The sequence below is a fragment of the Alcanivorax sp. IL2 genome (genome assembly GCF_047495475.1).
GTDB lineage: Bacteria > Pseudomonadota > Gammaproteobacteria > Pseudomonadales > Alcanivoracaceae > Alcanivorax.
In genome coordinates this window covers 2,822,451-2,837,957 of record NZ_CP179932.1, presented here as the reverse complement: position 1 = coordinate 2,837,957, position 15,507 = coordinate 2,822,451, and the positions used below count along the sequence as shown (strand labels likewise).

Sequence of the window (15,507 nt, the reverse complement as noted above, 5' to 3'; positions counted from 1 at the left end):
TTTGCCTTGGACTTATTCATGCAGCAAGTGCTTAACGGCCTGACGCTGGGCAGCATCTACGGGCTGGTGGCCCTGGGTCTGACCCTGGTGTACGGCATTTTGCACGTACCGAACTTCGCCCACGGGGCGCTCTACATGGTGGGCGCCTATGTGTCCTACGTGATCATGGTCGATGTTGGCGCCAACTACTGGCTGGCCATGCTTGGCGCCGCCGCTGCGGTGGCGTTGCTGGCGGTGTTGTGCGAACGGCTGGTGTTCAACCCCTTGCGTCATGCGCCGCCGATCCACGACAAGATTGCCGCCATCGGCATCATGCTGTTTCTGGAGGCGCTGGTGCAGATGCACTGGGGCGCGGAATTCCGCCGCATGCCCACGCCTTATACCGGCATCGTAGAATTTGCCGGCCTGACCATGCCGGCCCAACGGATACTGATCATCGTCGGCGCCTTCTCGCTGATGGCGGTCCTGCATCTGTTCCTGAAAAAGACCATGACCGGCTCCACCATTGTGGCCATGGCCCAGAACCGGGAAGGGGCCTTCCTGGTGGGGATCGATGCCAACCGGGTGGCGATGATGACCTTTGCCATCTCCGGGGTGCTGGCGGCGGTGGGGGCCACCTTGTTCGCGCCGATTAACCTGGTCTACCCGGCCATGGGGCATCTGCTGATCATGAAAGCCTTTGTGATCATCATCCTTGGCGGCATGGGCTCCATCCCTGGTGCCATCGTTGGCGGCTTGATCATCGGGTTTGCGGAAGCCTTTGGTGGCTTCTACATCTCCACTGACTACAAGGACATCATCGCCTTCGCCTTGCTGGTGGTGATTCTCTCCATCAAGCCCACCGGTCTGTTTACCAAGGGGGTGCGCTAATGAACGCCCTGCAGAAGATTTCCGAGTTCTTTATGACGCCGGCGATGAAGATCGTGATGATCCTCGCGGCACTGTTGTTCCCCTTTGTGGCGAGCAATGAATACCAGATCTATGTGATGGCGCTGGCGTTTGTCTGGGCCATTGCGGTCTACGGTATGAATATCATCACCGGGCTTTGTGGCCAGTTGAATCTGGCCCATGGCGGCTTCTTTGCCATCGGCGCCTATACCCTGGCGATTCTCACCGTGGATCATGGCTGGGCTTTCTGGTGGGCCTTTGTGGCTGCCGGTGTGTCCGGTGCGTTGCTGGGCTTCCTGGCCGGGGTGGTGTCGCTGCGCCTGAAGGAGCATTACTTCGCTATTTTCACCCTGTGTGTGGGGTTCATCATTTATCTGCTGATCGATAAGTGGGAAGAGCTGACCCACGGTGCTCTGGGCATTATCAATATTCCGGCGCCATCAGGTTTCGGCCTGGTGGATTTCACCGAGACCACGCCGTTCTATTACCTGGCTCTGGTATTCATGGTGCTGTCCATCTGGCTGGCAGCCCGTATTGCCAACTCCCTGCTGGGCCGCAGTTTCCGGGCCATTCGTATCAGTGACGAGCTGGCCGCGTCCCTGGGTATCAACCTGATGCGCAACAAGGTACTGGCGTTCGTACTGTCCACCACCTATGCCAGCGTAGCCGGTGCACTCTATGCCGGCATGGTGCGCTTTATCGGCCCGGCGGAAGCCGACGTGGTGCATACCTTCGACATGATCACCTTCCTGCTGGTGGGAGGCATCGGCACCCTGATGGGGCCGCTGTTCGGCACCCTGGCGATTACCTGGCTGACCCAGTCTCTGCAGTTCCTGGAAGAGTACCGAATGATCGTGTTCGGTCCGTTGCTGGTAGTGCTGGTGATCTTCTTCCCACGAGGCGTGGTGGGCACGTTCCTGACCTGGCGTGGTCGCCGTCTGGCCGCAGCTCATGAAACTGCTCAAAAGGAATCTGCCAGCGAAAAAAAGCCGTCGTCGAACAAGGCGACGACACCTCGCAATCAGGAGGCCGGTAACCATGCTTAAGATCAATAATCTGACCAAACGGTTCGGTGGCCTGGCGGCGGTGAACAACGTTAGCATCGAATTCGAAGCCAACAAGATCAACGCCATCATCGGCCCCAACGGTGCGGGTAAAAGTACCTTCTTCAATCTGGTGGCCGGGGCCATGGCGCCCACCGAAGGTTCCATCGAATACCAGGGTATGGATATCACCGGTATGGCCTGTGATCGCATCGCCCGGCTGGGTATCGCGCGCACCTTCCAGACCACTTCGCTGTTCGATGAATCCACGGTGCTGGACAACCTGATCGTGGGCCACCGTCTGCGCACCCAGTCGCGCCTGTGGGACGTGATCATCAACTCCAAACGCCTGCGTGACGAAGAGAAAAAGTGTCGTTCCCGGGCCCAGGAAGTGCTGGATTTTGTCGGCCTGTCCCATATCGGTCATCGCATTACCGCGGACATCAGCCAGGAAGAAAAAAAGCGTGTGGCCTTTGCGTTGGCCCTGGCTACCGATCCGGAGCTGGTACTGCTGGATGAGCCCGCCGGTGGCATCAACCCGGAGGAGACCGAGAACTTGGCATCGCTGATCCGCAAGATGGTCGAGCACGGCGTCACCGTCTGCCTGATTGAGCACAAGATGGACATGATTATGAGCCTGGCGGACAAGATCATGGTGTTGGATCACGGTGAAAAAATTGCCGAAGGCACCCCGGAACAAATCCGCAACAATCCGGTGGTAATCGAAGCCTATCTGGGGAGTGATGACGATGCTGCAGCTTAACGATGTGGAAGCGCGCTACGGCAGCTTCAAGGCCCTGGAAAAAGTCTCCATGACGGTGGGCGAGGGTGAACTGGTGGTGTTGCTGGGCGCCAATGGCGCCGGCAAGAGCACCCTGTTCAACACCATCAGCGGCCTGCTCAAACCCACCGCCGGCAAGATTTCCCTGAATGGCAAGGATGTCACCGGCCTGAAGCCCTCCGGCCTGGTACAGAGCGGCGTGGTGCAGTGCCCGGAAGGGCGCAAATTGTTCCCGGAAATGTCGGTGCTGAAAAACCTGATGCTGGGTGCCTATGTGCATCGCCGGGACAAGGCCGCCATGAAGAAGACGCTGGACCAGGTGCTGGCGCTGTTCCCGATTCTCGACGAGAAGAAGGACCATGCGGCCGGGTCCCTCAGTGGCGGCCAGCAACAGATGGTGGCCATTGGTCGCGCCATGATGGGGCGGCCCAAACTGCTGCTACTGGACGAGCCTTCCCTGGGCCTGGCGCCGCTGGTGGTGAAGCAGATGTTTGAAACCATCAAGGGCATCAACGAACAGGGCACCACAGTGTTGCTGGCGGAGCAGAATGCCTTCGCCGCACTGAAAATTGCTCACCGCGCCTACGTGATCGAAAACGGTCGCCTGGTGATGGAGGGCGATAAGGACGCGATGCTGGGTAACGAAGAAATTCGCAAGGCCTATATCGGGGCCTGAGACATCTTCACCAAACCCGCACCGTGTGCGCTACAACAAGCTTGAGCAAAACAATAACGGGAGAGTTTCATGAGCAACGGAAAAAATACCCTGGTTAAGCGCTTCTGCCGTCTCGCCTGCGCCAGTGCCATCGCACTGGCTGCCAGCGGCGCGCAGGCGGCTGAAACCGTTACCATCGGCTTCACCGGCCCACTGAGTGGCGGTGCTGCCTTGTACGGCCAAAACACCCTGGAAGGCCTGCAAATGGCTGCCAGGGAAATCAACGACAAGGGTGGTTTCAAGGTGGGTGATGAAACCTACGAGATCAACCTGGTATCCCTGGATGACAAGTATGCGCCCAGTCAGGCGGCGGTGAACGGCAAGCGCCTGGTGCAGCAGTACAATGCACCGGTGATCTTTACGCCGCATTCCGGTGGTACCTTTGCCCTGCAGGCGTTCAATGAGCGGGATGATTTCCTGGTGATGTCCTATACCTCGGTACCGACCGTGACCGAGAAGGGCAATGCACTGACCGTGCGCATTCCCCCCACCTTTACCGGCTACATGAAGCCGTTCACCAAGATCGCCATGGAGCAGAATGGCAAGAAAGTGGCCATCGCCAATGCCACCCATGACTACGCCAAGTACTGGACCAAGGCATTCGTCCCCACCTGGGAAGCCATGGGCGGTACCGTGGTAGCGGATAACCCCATGGACTACAACAAGTCGGCGGACTTCTATACCGGCGTGAGCAAGGTACTGGCAGAGAAGCCTGACGTACTGTTCATTGGCGGGGCGTCCGAGCCCACTGCACTGGTGGCCAAGCAGGCCCGCCAGCTGGGCTTCAAGGGTGGCTTCGTGATCATGGACCAGGCCAAGATGGGTGAAATGTCCAAAATCATCGGCGGCTACAAGATGCTGGAAGGCTCCGTGGGTGTGGTCCCGCTGACCATGTACGAAGAACAGGGTGCCAAGGACTTCGTCGCCAAGTACCACAAGCAGAATGATGGCGAGGATCCGACCACGGAAGTGGCCTACAACTACTTCGCCATGCACACCGTGATTCAGGCCATGAAGGAAGCCGGTACTGTGGAGGACTCCAAGGCAATTCGTGCGGCTATGGGCGATGCCCTGAAGAGCCTTGCGGAAGAGCATAATCCCTACGGCGTGACGGAAATCGATGCCAAGGGCGGCATGATGGCTGACCCCAACATCGCCACCGTCAAGAAAGGTGGCACCGTAGAGCTGCAGCGTATTTCCGAGGTGCTGGGGGAATAACCCGGCGAGGAGGGGAAGCAGGGCGCCAGGCGCCCTGTTTTTCGGCCTGTTTCAAATAATGAAATATAATTCCAAAATAATTGAAACCGGTTCGCCTTTGCTTATACTAGAGCCTGTTGGCAGTCATGTGCGTTGCCCTTGAGGCATCGCAGATCAGTGTCAACATATCCATATCTTCCTGACCCGGCGTGAGACCGGGCGGACACTGTCATGCTTCACCGAAGCATGGCAGTTCAATGAGGAGAGTACTATGAGTCAACCGGTCAGCCTGAGTCGCGATGGCGATATTGGCGTAATCCGAATCAACTATCCCCCCGTCAATGCACTGGGACACGGGGTCCGGGAAGGACTGCAGATCTGTCTGCGCGAGGCCCTGGCGGACGACGGCATCAAGGCGGTGGTAGTCATTGGCGAAGGCAAAACCTTCCCGGCCGGCGCCGATATCCGTGAATTCGGCAAGCCGCCCCAGCAGCCGGTACTGCCGATGGTGATCGATGAATACGAAGCCAGCGACAAGCCGGTGATCGCTGCCATCCACGGCACCGCACTGGGTGGCGGGCTGGAAGTGGCGCTGGGCTGTGATTATCGCGTGGCCCTGGATAGCGCCCGCCTGGGCCTGCCGGAAGTGAAGCTGGGCCTGCTGCCCGGCGCCGGTGGCACCCAGCGCTTGCCGCGTCTGGTCGGGGCTCAGAAAGCTCTGGAAATGATCGTCGGCGGTAACCCGATCAAGGCAGCCGAGGCCCGGGAACTGGGCCTGGTGGACGAGGTGGTCAGCGGCGATCTACTGGAGGGTGCACTGGTCTTTGCCCGCAAGCTGGTGGCTGGTGGCGCGCCGCTGCGCAAAATCTCCGAACTGGACGTGCCCGGTGATACCAGTGCCGAGCTGTTCGACCACTTCGAGCAATCCATTGCCAGAAAACAACGGGGTTTCAAGGCGCCGTTTTCCTGTATCAAGGCGGTCAAGGCAGCGGTGGAGCTGCCCTACGACAAGGGTGTTGAGCGCGAACGGGAGCTGTTCTTCAAGCTGATGGTCTCCAGTGAGTCCGCGGCCCAGCGCCACGTCTTCTTTGCCGAGCGGGAAGTGGCCAAGGTGCCCGGCCTCGACAAGGATACCCCCAAGCGCGAGATCAAGCTGGCGGCGGTGATCGGCGCTGGCACCATGGGCGGCGGTATCGCCATGAACTTCGCCAATGCGGGCATTCCGGTGAAGATTCTCGAGGTGAAGGAAGAGGCCCTGGAAAAGGGCATCGCCATCATCCGCAAGAACTACGAAAACACCGCCAAGAAAGGCCGCATCACCCAACAGCAGGTGGAGCAGCGCATGGCGCTGATTCAGCCTACCCTCAGCTACGATGACCTGAGCGATGTGGATCTGGTGATCGAAGCGGTGTTCGAGAACATGGACGTGAAAAAGGCCGTGTTCAGTGAGCTGGACCGGGTTTGCAAATCCGGCGCCATTCTTGCCACTAACACCTCCACCCTGGACGTGAACCGCATTGCCAGCTTCACAAACCGTCCCGAAGACGTGATGGGCATGCACTTCTTCAGCCCCGCCAACGTGATGAAGCTGCTGGAAAACGTGCGCGGCGAGAAGACCTCCGACGAGGTGATCGCCACTGTCATGGATCTCAGTCGTCGCATCGGCAAGGTCGGGGTACTGGTGGGCGTTTGCCATGGTTTTGTCGGCAACCGCATGCTGCACAAGCGCCAGGCAGAAGCCATTCAACTGGTCAACGAAGGCGCCAGTCCCCAGCAGGTGGACAAGGTATTGTTCGATCTGGGCTTCCCCATGGGGCCCTTTGCCATGTCTGATCTGGCCGGTATGGATGTGGGCTATCGCATCCGCGAGGAACTGCGTAAGGAAGACCCGGACACTGCGCCACCGCGCAACTGGACCGACGAACTGGTGGAAGCCGGCCGATTGGGCCAGAAAACCCAGGCTGGCGTATTTGACTATAAAGAAGGCGATCGTACCCCTGTGCCTTCACCGGATGTAGACGGCATTATTGAACAATACCGTAGTGACAACGGGATTGCCCCGCGCGAGATCAGCGATCAGGAAATCCTGGAGCGCTGCATGTACGTGATGGTCAACGAGGGCGCGAGGATCCTGGAAGAGGGTATCGCCGCCCGGCCGCTGGATGTGGACGTGATCTGGATCTATGGCTACGGCTTCCCGGTGTATCGTGGTGGGGTGCTGTTCTGGGCGGACCAGGTGGGCGTGAAAACCATCCATGACAAGATCAACGAGATCTACCAGCAAACCGGCTCGGATGTCTGGAAACCGGCCAAACTGCTCAGTGAGTTGGCAGAGCAGGGCAAAGGCTTTTACCGCTAAAAGATTCAACGAATGTTGTAACCGCCCGTTGGAGCCTTGCTTGCAAGGCGAACGTGTTCTGAAATCTTCGCCTTGCGAGCAAGGCTCCAACAGCGGTTGCGAGGCAAAGAACAACCTTTCAAGAGGTTTACAAATGGATATCAACTACACCCCGGAAGAACTGGCGTTTCGCGATGAAGTGCGCGCCTTTCTGGACCAGAAGCTGCCCAAGGAAATTGCCAGCAAGGTGAAGAAAAACCAGCACCTGGGCAAGGAAGACACCATCCGCTGGCAGAAAATTCTCAACGAAAAAGGCTGGATGGCCCTGCATTGGCCGAAGGAACATGGCGGCACCGGCTGGTCCCCGATCCAGAAGCATATCTTCGAGGAAGAGTGCGCCGAGTACGGTGCCCCCACCGTGCTGCCTTTCGGGGTGAACATGGTTGCACCGGTAATCATCAAGTTCGGCACTGAAGAGCAGAAGAAAACCTATCTGCCTTCCATCCTTAACAGTGATGTGTGGTGGTGTCAGGGGTATTCCGAGCCGGGTGCCGGATCGGATCTGGCCGGGTTGAAAACCAAGGCCGTCCGTGAAGGCGACCACTATGTGGTCAACGGTCAGAAAACCTGGACCACCCTGGGCCAGCATGCGGACTGGATCTTCTGTCTGGTACGCACCGACCCCAACGCCAAGAAGCAGGAAGGCATTTCCTTCCTGCTGATCGACATGCAGACCCCGGGCATCACTGTGCGTCCGCTGATCACCCTGGACGGCGAGCACGAAGTGAACGAAGTGTTCTTCGACGACGTAAAAGTGCCGGTGGAAAACCTGGTCGGTGAAGAGAACAAGGGCTGGACCTGCGCCAAGTACCTGCTGACCTTCGAACGTACCGGCATTGCCGGTGTGGGCCAGTCCAAGGCGGCCCTCAAGCACTTGAAAGAAGTGGCTGGCAAGGTCCAACAAAATGGCAAGCCGCTGATTGAAGATCCTTTGTTCCGCAACCGTCTGGCGGATGTGGAAATGGAGCTGATGGCACTGGAAATGACCAACCTGCGTACCGTGGCAGCAGCCCAGGCCGGCGGTGTCCCCGGCGCGGAAAGTTCCTTCCTGAAAATCATGGGTACCGAGCTGCGTCAGGAAATTACCGACCTGTTCCGTCGTGCGGCGGGCCCGTACGCCCAGCCGTTCCTGCCGGAAACCTTTGAAGCGGATTACGACGGCGAGATGGTGGGCCCGGACTTTGCCAACAGCGTTTCCACCAAGTACTTCAATATGCGCAAGCTGTCGATCTTCGGTGGTTCCAACGAAATTCAGAAGAACATCATCGCCAAGATGATTCTCGGTCTGTAAGGAGTATTGAGCATGGATTTTAAACTGAGCGACGAACAACGCATGCTCGAGGAAACCGTGGGCCGTCTGGTTCGCGATGGTTATCCCTTCGACGTACGTGAAAAAGCCCGCACCAGCGAGCTGGGTTATTCAACAGAAATGTGGCAGCAGTTCGCCGAACTGGGTCTGCTGGGCGTGCCGTTTTCCGAAGACTTCGGCGGCTTCAATGGTGGTGGCCCGGAGCTGATGGTAGTGGCCGAAGGGTTTGGTCGTGGCCTGGTGCTGGAACCCTATCTGGCCACTGTGGTGCTGAGTGGCACCCTGATCGATTCCCTGGGCAGCGACAGCCAGAAAGAGGAATTGATCAGCGCCATCGTCAGTGGCGAAGTGCGCCTGGCCCTGGCCGCCTACGAGCCGGAAGGCCGTTATGACCATACCCATGTGGCCACCAGCGCGGAAAAGAGTGGCGATGGCTATGTGATCAGCGGCAGCAAGGCGGTGGTCCTGCACGGCGATAGCGCCGACAAACTGGTGGTGATTGCCCGCACCGCTGGTAGCACCAATGATCGTAATGGTCTGTCTGCCTTTGTGGTGGATGCTTCCGCCGATGGTGTCAGCCGTCGCGGTTATGAAACCATCGATGGCCTGCATGCGGCGGAAATCACCTTCAACAAGGCGCCGGCGGAGCTGCTGGGTGAAGAAGGCAGCGCCATTGACGCCCTGGAGAAATCCCTGGCGCTGGGCATTGTCGCCCTGTGTGCGGAAGCCACCGGTGCCATGGAAGTGGCCTGTGACCACACCTTGAACTACATCAAGGAACGCCAGCAGTTCGGCGTACCCATCGGCAAGTTCCAGGCCCTGCAGCACCGTATGGTGGAAATGCGCATGGAACTGGAAAAGGCCCGCTCCATGACCATTCTGGCCGCCTGCTCCCTGGAGCTGTCAGCGCCGGTGCGCGCCAAGCGCCTGGCCGCCGCCAAGGCCCTGATCGGCAAGTCCGGTCGCAAGGTGGCGGAAGAAGCCATCCAGCTCCATGGTGGCATGGGCATGATGGAAGAAACCGCACTGTCCCATTACGCCAAGCGTATCGTGATGATTGATCACCAGCTTGGTGATCTGGGCTACCACATGCAGCAGCTGGAAAGCCTGCTGGATGTGGACGAAGACGCAGCGTAACGCAAAACACCAAGGCGGCTTCGGCCGCCTTTTTTGACGACAAAAATATTTTTATTTTTCCGTAGGAGCGGCGCTTGAGCCGCGAATATGCTTGCGAAAAGCCAAGCAGTAACGAGTCACGAGAAACGAGTCGCGAAAATCCAGACCGGCCTTCGCGGCTTTGCCTTTCGAAACTCGCTTCTCGCAACTCGACACTGGGTGATTCGCGGCTCGAGCGCCGCTCCTACGGTGCCAATATCCGGGAGAGCACCATGACGATCAATCGCCAGATCATTCTGTCCGAATACCCCAAGGGCATGCCTCAGGCTGAGCATCTGCCCATGCGCGAAGGGGAGATGCCGTCTGCGAAAGACGGGCAGGTTCTGATCAAGACCATTTACCTGTCCCTGGACCCCTATATGCGTGGCCGCATGAGTCCGGCCAAGTCTTACGCCGCTAGCGTGGAGCTCGGTGATGTGATGCAGGGCGCCACCGTGGGCCAGGTGGTGGAATCGCGCCTCGAAGGCTATGAAGCCGGCGATTACGTGCTCGGCTTTGGGGGCTGGCAGGAATACTCCGTGCAGGGCAAGGAAATGCTGCGCAAGCTGGATCCGAAGCAGGCGCCCATCAGCACCGCCGTGGGTGTGCTGGGCATGCCGGGCTTTACCGCCTATGCCGGGCTGCTGGAAATCGGCCAGCCGAAAGAAGGCGAGACGGTGGTCGTTTCTGCCGCCAGCGGCGCGGTGGGTCAGGTGGTCGGTCAGATCGCCAAGCTCAAGGGCTGCCGTGTGGTGGGCGTTGCCGGTGCCCCGGACAAATGCCAGCACGTGATCGACACCTATGGCTTCGATGCCTGTGTGAACTACAAGGACGACGACTTTGAAGCCCAGCTCAAGGCGGCGTGCCCGGACGGCATCGATATCTATTTCGAAAACGTGGGCGGCAAGGTGTTCGATGCGGTGATGAAGCTGGTCAACGATTTTGCCCGCATTCCACTGTGTGGTCGCATCGCCCACTACAACGATACCGAAGCGCCCCAAGGGCCGGATCAGTTGCCAGCGTTTCTGACCAAACTGCTGGTCAAGCGGATCCTGATCAAAGGGTTTATCCAGTTCGATTATGCCCACCTGATGAAGGATTTCGTCCGTGACATGGGTAGCTGGATGCAGGCCGGAAAAATCCAGTATCAGGAGGATATTGTCCAGGGGCTGGAAAATACCGTGAATGCCTTCCAGGGCCTCCTGGAAGGGCGCAACCGGGGTAAATTGCTGGTGCAGGTCAGCGAGGATACTTCACGGTAACGGCGACAGAGGGTGCGCAGTTCCAGGCGCTTTTCGCGTTGCATACCGTGCACTATCACTGGCCAGCCTCGATAACGGTGAGGCTCGGTACAGGTTGTTGTTGATCGTTATCCTGCTGACATAGTGCTTTTGCATGTCATGCGGCAGGGATTGTTCAGAGAGAAACCCTTATGACGAATAAACCCAGCATCCTGGTCGTCGGCGCGGGCGCCATCGGCAGCTTTTACGGTGCCATTCTCAAGCGTGCCGGCTGTGAGGTGAGTGTGGTGCTGCGCTCGGATTATGACGCGGTAAAGGAGGGCGGTTTTCGCTTTACCAGCCCGCTGGGCGACTTGTCCTGGCAGCCAGACCGGGTGTATCGCCCCGATGACACACCGGACGCGTTTCCTGACTATGTGCTGCTGTGCGTCAAGGTGCTGCCGGGCGTGGATCGTGCCGCGCTGGTCCGTCCCTGGATGGGCGAACACACCGGCCTGGTGCTGATCGAAAATGGCCTGGATATCGAACGAGAGTTGGCTGATGCCTATCCACAGCATCCACTGGTGAGCTGCCTGGCATTTATCGCTGTCAGCCGCACCGGCCCCGGTGAGGTCCATCATCAGGCCTATGGCCAACTGGTCATGGGCAATTTTCCCGCTGGCTTTGATGATCACTGCCGTCGGTTGAGCGGCCTGTTCAAGGAAGGGGGCATTGACGTCAACGATAGCGAGGCGGTGGTGGGCGAACGCTGGCGCAAGTGTGTCTGGAATGCACCGTTCAATCCCCTAAGCGTGCTGTGTAATGGCGCCGATACCCTGTCGATTCTCGACGCCCCTGGTGGTGAAGATCTGGTCCGTACGATGATGGAAGAGGTGATGGCCGTGGCCGCTGCCGATGGTTATCCATTGCCGGTAGATCTGGTGGAAAAGAATCTGGCAGGCACTCGCAAGATGGGTGCCTACAAAAACTCCATGGCGCTGGATTATCTGAACGACCGACCCATCGAACTGGATGCCATCCTGGGCAATGTGGTGGCGATTGCCAAACGATGCGGGGTAGCTGTCCCACACCTGACGACGGTGCTGACAGCACTGCGTATCCGTTACCAATGAGGCGTCATTTTGACTGCAGCATGATACAAAACGTCATGTTGCGGTTTTTCTTGTCAACGAAGCATTACGAACAAAGTTTTAGTGCAGAAATCCTGATGGCAAAGTCGGTTTTCAAAAGCCGTTGAATTGCTTGATAATTTGCTGCGTGAAGTATACGTGAATATAAAAATCGTCTATTTATCAGGTAGATAAAACGCACCAATATGTCGATTTTTGCTTACAAACGATAACTTGTCCCTGTCCGCTCCCCGCTTAATCCTGTCCCGGTAAACAGAAAAATCTGTCGCCAAAAACAAGAAACGGGTGAAAGGATGCGCACAACAACTATTCAGCGTCTGGCTGTCTTATCCCTGCTTTATCCCTTACTGAATGCCTGCGAAGACGACCCGGATTTGTTTATCCCACCGGAGCCCGGTGACGCACTGATCTATGCCTATCCCTCGGACGGTATGGTGGATCTGCCTCTGGGCAGTAAATTGCTGCTGACCTTTTCCAGTGATATCGACGAAGCAGCGGCCAAGGCGGAGTGTCAGCCTGACGGCGATAACTTTGTGGGTACGCTGTGTCTTGCCGACAGCGAGGGGAGTCTGGTGGATCTCAGCAGTGCTGAAGTCTCCAACCGGAAACGTACCCTGACGTTCTCCATGTCTGGTCTGCGTGCCGGTGAAGAATACCGACTGTGGGTGTCCCGGAGATCGCTTCCGGAGTCGTCAACCTGGATGATCAGGACGGCCCGCTGATTACCTTCCGTACCCGTCAGTACAACCCGCTTCCCGACCAGGCGCCCCAGGTGCTGGCCATCAATCAGGAAATGCCCAGCGTTTACCTGCCCGAGCCTGTCGGTGAGGAACGCTTTCCGTTCATGGATTTCTCGCCAGTGCGGATCACCTTTACCGAGCCTCTGGTGGAAACCACCGTGCGCTACGGTGACAGCGTCAAACTGGAACATCAGGAATCAGGGGAACTGGTGGATGTAAGGATTCTCAATGAGCGTCACTACATCACACTGGATCCCAAGGAAGATCTGATCGGTGGCGACACCTACACACTGACCCTGCAAGGCCTGGAAGATTTTGATGAGGACCTGCTGGAGACGGTGACCTATGAGTTGACGCCCACGCTGTCCAAGGATGACGTGGTCGATCTCAACCCGCCGATCAAGCAACTGATGAAAGCCCAGCCGGCACTGGGGGACCCGGGCTACCCGCAAACCTCGCGTCTGCATGGGTTACCCCTTAACCAGTTCAACCTGGTTACCGAAGCGCTGGGTGTGACCCAGGTAAATGCCATGCCGCTGGTGCTGGAAGGCTGGATGGGCCGACCGGATGTGCATGTGGATGCTGTTCCAGTGGTTGCTCGTGCCGGCCAGCAGCTGCGCATTACCGGCATCGATCCGATCAAGCTCGGTGGCGAGGTGCGCACGCCCATGTTCACCGGTGACATCATCGGTACCTTTGTGACCGACGTGACGGGCTACCTGGTGACTAACCCCTATCGCCCGAAGGGCTTTCAGCCCGATGACGATTATGCGCCGATGTTTGTTTACATGAATTTTGACCTTGCCATGCATGCGGAAGAACCACGCGGCAATGCCTCGGTAAATCAGAATCTGATGCATATCCAGGCGGTTGGTGTGGTGGATGTGAGGGATGGTGCGCTGACATTCGAGGTGTTTCGAACCCTGGAGCTGGACGTGCTTAGCGGTGCCGCCAAAGTCAGTGCGGACTTTGCACTGGGGGTGCGTGCGGATGTGGATTTCGAGTTCGAACAGCTCAATCGCGATCCGCTTCAGGCAACCGGCTCGTTTCCCGAACACAATCAGGCCCAGGTAGAACCGAGTAACAATATTGTTGTGGTATTCAACGAGCCGGTACACGACGAAGGAATGGAACAGGTGACGTTGTTCCGCCAGGACAGCAATGAACCGGTACCGGTGCAGGTGCGAAGCAGTGGTTCCAACCTGGTGATTACTCCGCTCAATGAACTGGCAGCGGGGCAGCGCTATTACCTGGATCTGGGCGATGGTCTGAAAGACCAGGATTTGTTCGATCCTTCGCACCTGCAGTTCGTGCCCGGGGATGCCACCGAAGGCACTGGCCAGATTGTTTTCGATACCGCCAGTTATGCGGCCAACGATGATGCGCCGGTGCTGCCGCCGGTCGTGCTGGGGGCCTACCCCGGTATCGGTTGTGCGTTGCAGGACCGCGGTGTCGAGCGCCAGGATGCAGACGGCAACACGGTGAAAATGGCTGGCCGGTGTGTGGGGGGGCTGGCGTCGGATTCGCTCTATTACCCCTTCTTCTATGACGTCAGTCGCCCCATCGAGATCAGTTTCAATATGCCCATGGAAATGGCCTCCATGACTTTCGGCACCATTGCCGCTGACGGTGAATCCTGCGAAGGCGGGGCCATGTGTCTGGGCGAACAGGCCAATGGACAGTGGCAGAATATTCCCATGTCGGCACGGCGCAACAGCCTGCGTCTGCGAGCGCTGCCGGCACCGGACACCATCACCCCCGGCAATGAGTACCGGCTGGTTATCAATGGTGGCGACAATGGGGAAGCGGTATTCCGCAGCCACGACCGCTTCGGCAACCTGGATATCAATACAGACCCGCTCAACGGCATGGGTACCTGCGGTCCTCTCTCTAACCAACCCTGTGAGGGTGGTCCGCCGATTCTGCTCGATTTCACCGCCACGCCGGATGAAGGCGCCGCCTATGCCACCGTGCTGACCCGGGAATACACCGACGTCAATGGCAATGGCAACTGGGATGATGATGAAGTGGAAGCGGTCAACAACCATGCCCGTGGCCATGTGAAAAGCACAGGAGGGCTGATTGGTGGCGCCAACCTGGATGACGGCGACCAGATCTTTACCCATGCGGCTCTGCCCATGGCGTTCCTGCCCAAGGAACCCCTGGACCTGAGTTATATCGGTCTGGTCGATGAAGGCAATGGCCGCTGGTGTGCCACCCAGGAAGATGCCGATGGCGATATCTTCTGTATCCAGACCGTGGGGGAGTCAGCGATCCCGGTGGAGATCAATGCCCAGCATGTGATGGGCACATCACTGACCGCCAACGCTACCCTGGCCATTCCGGTTCTGGGCGATCTGATTCCGTTACCACTGGAAACCGGAGCACTGGTGCTGCGTTTTCGGCCCTATGACGACAAGCCCCCGCAGCCTTTGCGCGGGTTTGTGGTGAACCAGATTGACCCGGACACCGGGGAGGAAATCGACAATCCGATCTTCATCACCCGCCTGGATGCCTGGCTGGATGCACCGGACCTGCGGCTGCTCTCCGCTTTGATCCCCGGTGGGCAAGCTATCCCCAATGTGGCGGATGCCAACGTGAGAAGCCTGCCGGTCTCTGCCTACCTGACCGGCCCGGTGAAATTCCTGCGCAACGGGCAGATCACGCTGGAGTCGCGTAATGCGTCCGCCATTGCCGCAACGCTGAACCTGTCGGTGGATCTTGGCGCCCTGATTCCGGTGCTGGGCGATCTGCTTGATCTGATCATCGGCGGCATCGTCCCCGAAGAAGGTGTGGGCTCTCTGGAGCTGGGCATTGCCAAGGACGACTTCCGCATCCGTGTGGTCAACAACCCCACCCACGCACGCCTCACCACGGCTGGTCAGGAAAATGCGGGGGAGCTTTGATATT

At 58.2% G+C, this 15,507-nt stretch carries 12 protein-coding genes; all 12 read left to right on the top strand.

Going from position 1 to position 15,507, the window contains the following annotated elements:
* Nucleotides 1-18 precede the first annotated feature (18 nt).
* Nucleotides 19-870, top strand: a complete 852-nt coding sequence (locus ACMG4N_RS13130; RefSeq protein ID WP_414432011.1) for a branched-chain amino acid ABC transporter permease — start codon at nucleotides 19-21, stop codon at nucleotides 868-870.
* Complete coding sequence (locus tag ACMG4N_RS13125; RefSeq protein ID WP_297769052.1) at nucleotides 870-1,934, top strand: branched-chain amino acid ABC transporter permease; 1,065 nt, start codon at nucleotides 870-872, stop codon at nucleotides 1,932-1,934. Before ACMG4N_RS13130 ends, ACMG4N_RS13125 begins: the two co-directional genes overlap by 1 nt.
* Nucleotides 1,927-2,694: an ABC transporter ATP-binding protein gene (locus ACMG4N_RS13120; protein WP_035250304.1), complete on the top strand. Its 768-nt coding sequence runs from the start codon at nucleotides 1,927-1,929 to the stop codon at nucleotides 2,692-2,694. Before ACMG4N_RS13125 ends, ACMG4N_RS13120 begins: the two co-directional genes overlap by 8 nt.
* Nucleotides 2,681-3,388: an ABC transporter ATP-binding protein gene (locus tag ACMG4N_RS13115; RefSeq protein WP_063508089.1), complete on the top strand. Its 708-nt coding sequence runs from the start codon at nucleotides 2,681-2,683 to the stop codon at nucleotides 3,386-3,388. Before ACMG4N_RS13120 ends, ACMG4N_RS13115 begins: the two co-directional genes overlap by 14 nt.
* Nucleotides 3,389-3,457: 69 nt before the next feature.
* A complete protein-coding gene (locus tag ACMG4N_RS13110) occupies nucleotides 3,458-4,645 on the top strand; it encodes an ABC transporter substrate-binding protein (RefSeq protein WP_414432009.1) in 1,188 nt (395 codons plus the stop codon).
* 250 nt (nucleotides 4,646-4,895) lie between these two features.
* On the top strand, nucleotides 4,896-6,983 hold the full coding sequence (locus ACMG4N_RS13105) for a 3-hydroxyacyl-CoA dehydrogenase NAD-binding domain-containing protein (protein WP_414432008.1): 2,088 nt from the start codon (nucleotides 4,896-4,898) through the stop codon (nucleotides 6,981-6,983).
* Nucleotides 6,984-7,116: 133 nt separating this feature from the next.
* The gene (locus ACMG4N_RS13100; RefSeq protein ID WP_335627528.1) at nucleotides 7,117-8,313 is read left to right on the top strand and encodes an acyl-CoA dehydrogenase family protein; all 1,197 of its coding nucleotides are present in this window, start codon (nucleotides 7,117-7,119) and stop codon (nucleotides 8,311-8,313) included.
* 12 nt (nucleotides 8,314-8,325) lie between these two features.
* Nucleotides 8,326-9,468 carry an acyl-CoA dehydrogenase family protein gene (locus ACMG4N_RS13095; protein WP_414432006.1) on the top strand — a complete coding sequence of 381 codons (1,143 nt, stop codon included), beginning with the start codon at nucleotides 8,326-8,328 and terminating at the stop codon, nucleotides 9,466-9,468.
* A gap of 251 nt (nucleotides 9,469-9,719) precedes the next feature.
* On the top strand, nucleotides 9,720-10,748 hold the full coding sequence (locus ACMG4N_RS13090; RefSeq protein ID WP_414432004.1) for an NADP-dependent oxidoreductase: 1,029 nt from the start codon (nucleotides 9,720-9,722) through the stop codon (nucleotides 10,746-10,748).
* Nucleotides 10,749-10,918: 170 nt separating this feature from the next.
* The gene (locus ACMG4N_RS13085; RefSeq protein WP_414432003.1) at nucleotides 10,919-11,839 is read left to right on the top strand and encodes a ketopantoate reductase family protein; all 921 of its coding nucleotides are present in this window, start codon (nucleotides 10,919-10,921) and stop codon (nucleotides 11,837-11,839) included.
* A 311-nt stretch (nucleotides 11,840-12,150) separates the two neighbouring features.
* Nucleotides 12,151-12,579, top strand: a complete 429-nt coding sequence (locus tag ACMG4N_RS13080; RefSeq protein WP_414432002.1) for a hypothetical protein — start codon at nucleotides 12,151-12,153, stop codon at nucleotides 12,577-12,579.
* Entirely contained in the window at nucleotides 12,519-15,503 is a 2,985-nt protein-coding gene (locus tag ACMG4N_RS13075; RefSeq protein ID WP_414432001.1) for an Ig-like domain-containing protein, read from the top strand. Before ACMG4N_RS13080 ends, ACMG4N_RS13075 begins: the two co-directional genes overlap by 61 nt.
* Nucleotides 15,504-15,507: the final 4 nt, after the last annotated feature.

Excerpts from the sequence above, each read along its gene's own strand:
- ACMG4N_RS13130 (WP_414432011.1), top strand. The coding sequence starts at position 19 with ATGCAGCAAGTGCTTAACGGCCTGACGCTGGGCAGCATCTACGGGCTG.
- ACMG4N_RS13125 (WP_297769052.1), top strand. The coding sequence starts at position 870 with ATGAACGCCCTGCAGAAGATTTCCGAGTTCTTTATGACGCCGGCGATG.
- ACMG4N_RS13120 (WP_035250304.1), top strand. The coding sequence starts at position 1,927 with ATGCTTAAGATCAATAATCTGACCAAACGGTTCGGTGGCCTGGCGGCG.
- ACMG4N_RS13115 (WP_063508089.1), top strand. The coding sequence starts at position 2,681 with ATGCTGCAGCTTAACGATGTGGAAGCGCGCTACGGCAGCTTCAAGGCC.
- ACMG4N_RS13110 (WP_414432009.1), top strand. The coding sequence starts at position 3,458 with ATGAGCAACGGAAAAAATACCCTGGTTAAGCGCTTCTGCCGTCTCGCC.
- ACMG4N_RS13105 (WP_414432008.1), top strand. The coding sequence starts at position 4,896 with ATGAGTCAACCGGTCAGCCTGAGTCGCGATGGCGATATTGGCGTAATC.
- ACMG4N_RS13100 (WP_335627528.1), top strand. The coding sequence starts at position 7,117 with ATGGATATCAACTACACCCCGGAAGAACTGGCGTTTCGCGATGAAGTG.
- ACMG4N_RS13095 (WP_414432006.1), top strand. The coding sequence starts at position 8,326 with ATGGATTTTAAACTGAGCGACGAACAACGCATGCTCGAGGAAACCGTG.
- ACMG4N_RS13090 (WP_414432004.1), top strand. The coding sequence starts at position 9,720 with ATGACGATCAATCGCCAGATCATTCTGTCCGAATACCCCAAGGGCATG.
- ACMG4N_RS13085 (WP_414432003.1), top strand. The coding sequence starts at position 10,919 with ATGACGAATAAACCCAGCATCCTGGTCGTCGGCGCGGGCGCCATCGGC.
- ACMG4N_RS13080 (WP_414432002.1), top strand. The coding sequence starts at position 12,151 with ATGCGCACAACAACTATTCAGCGTCTGGCTGTCTTATCCCTGCTTTAT.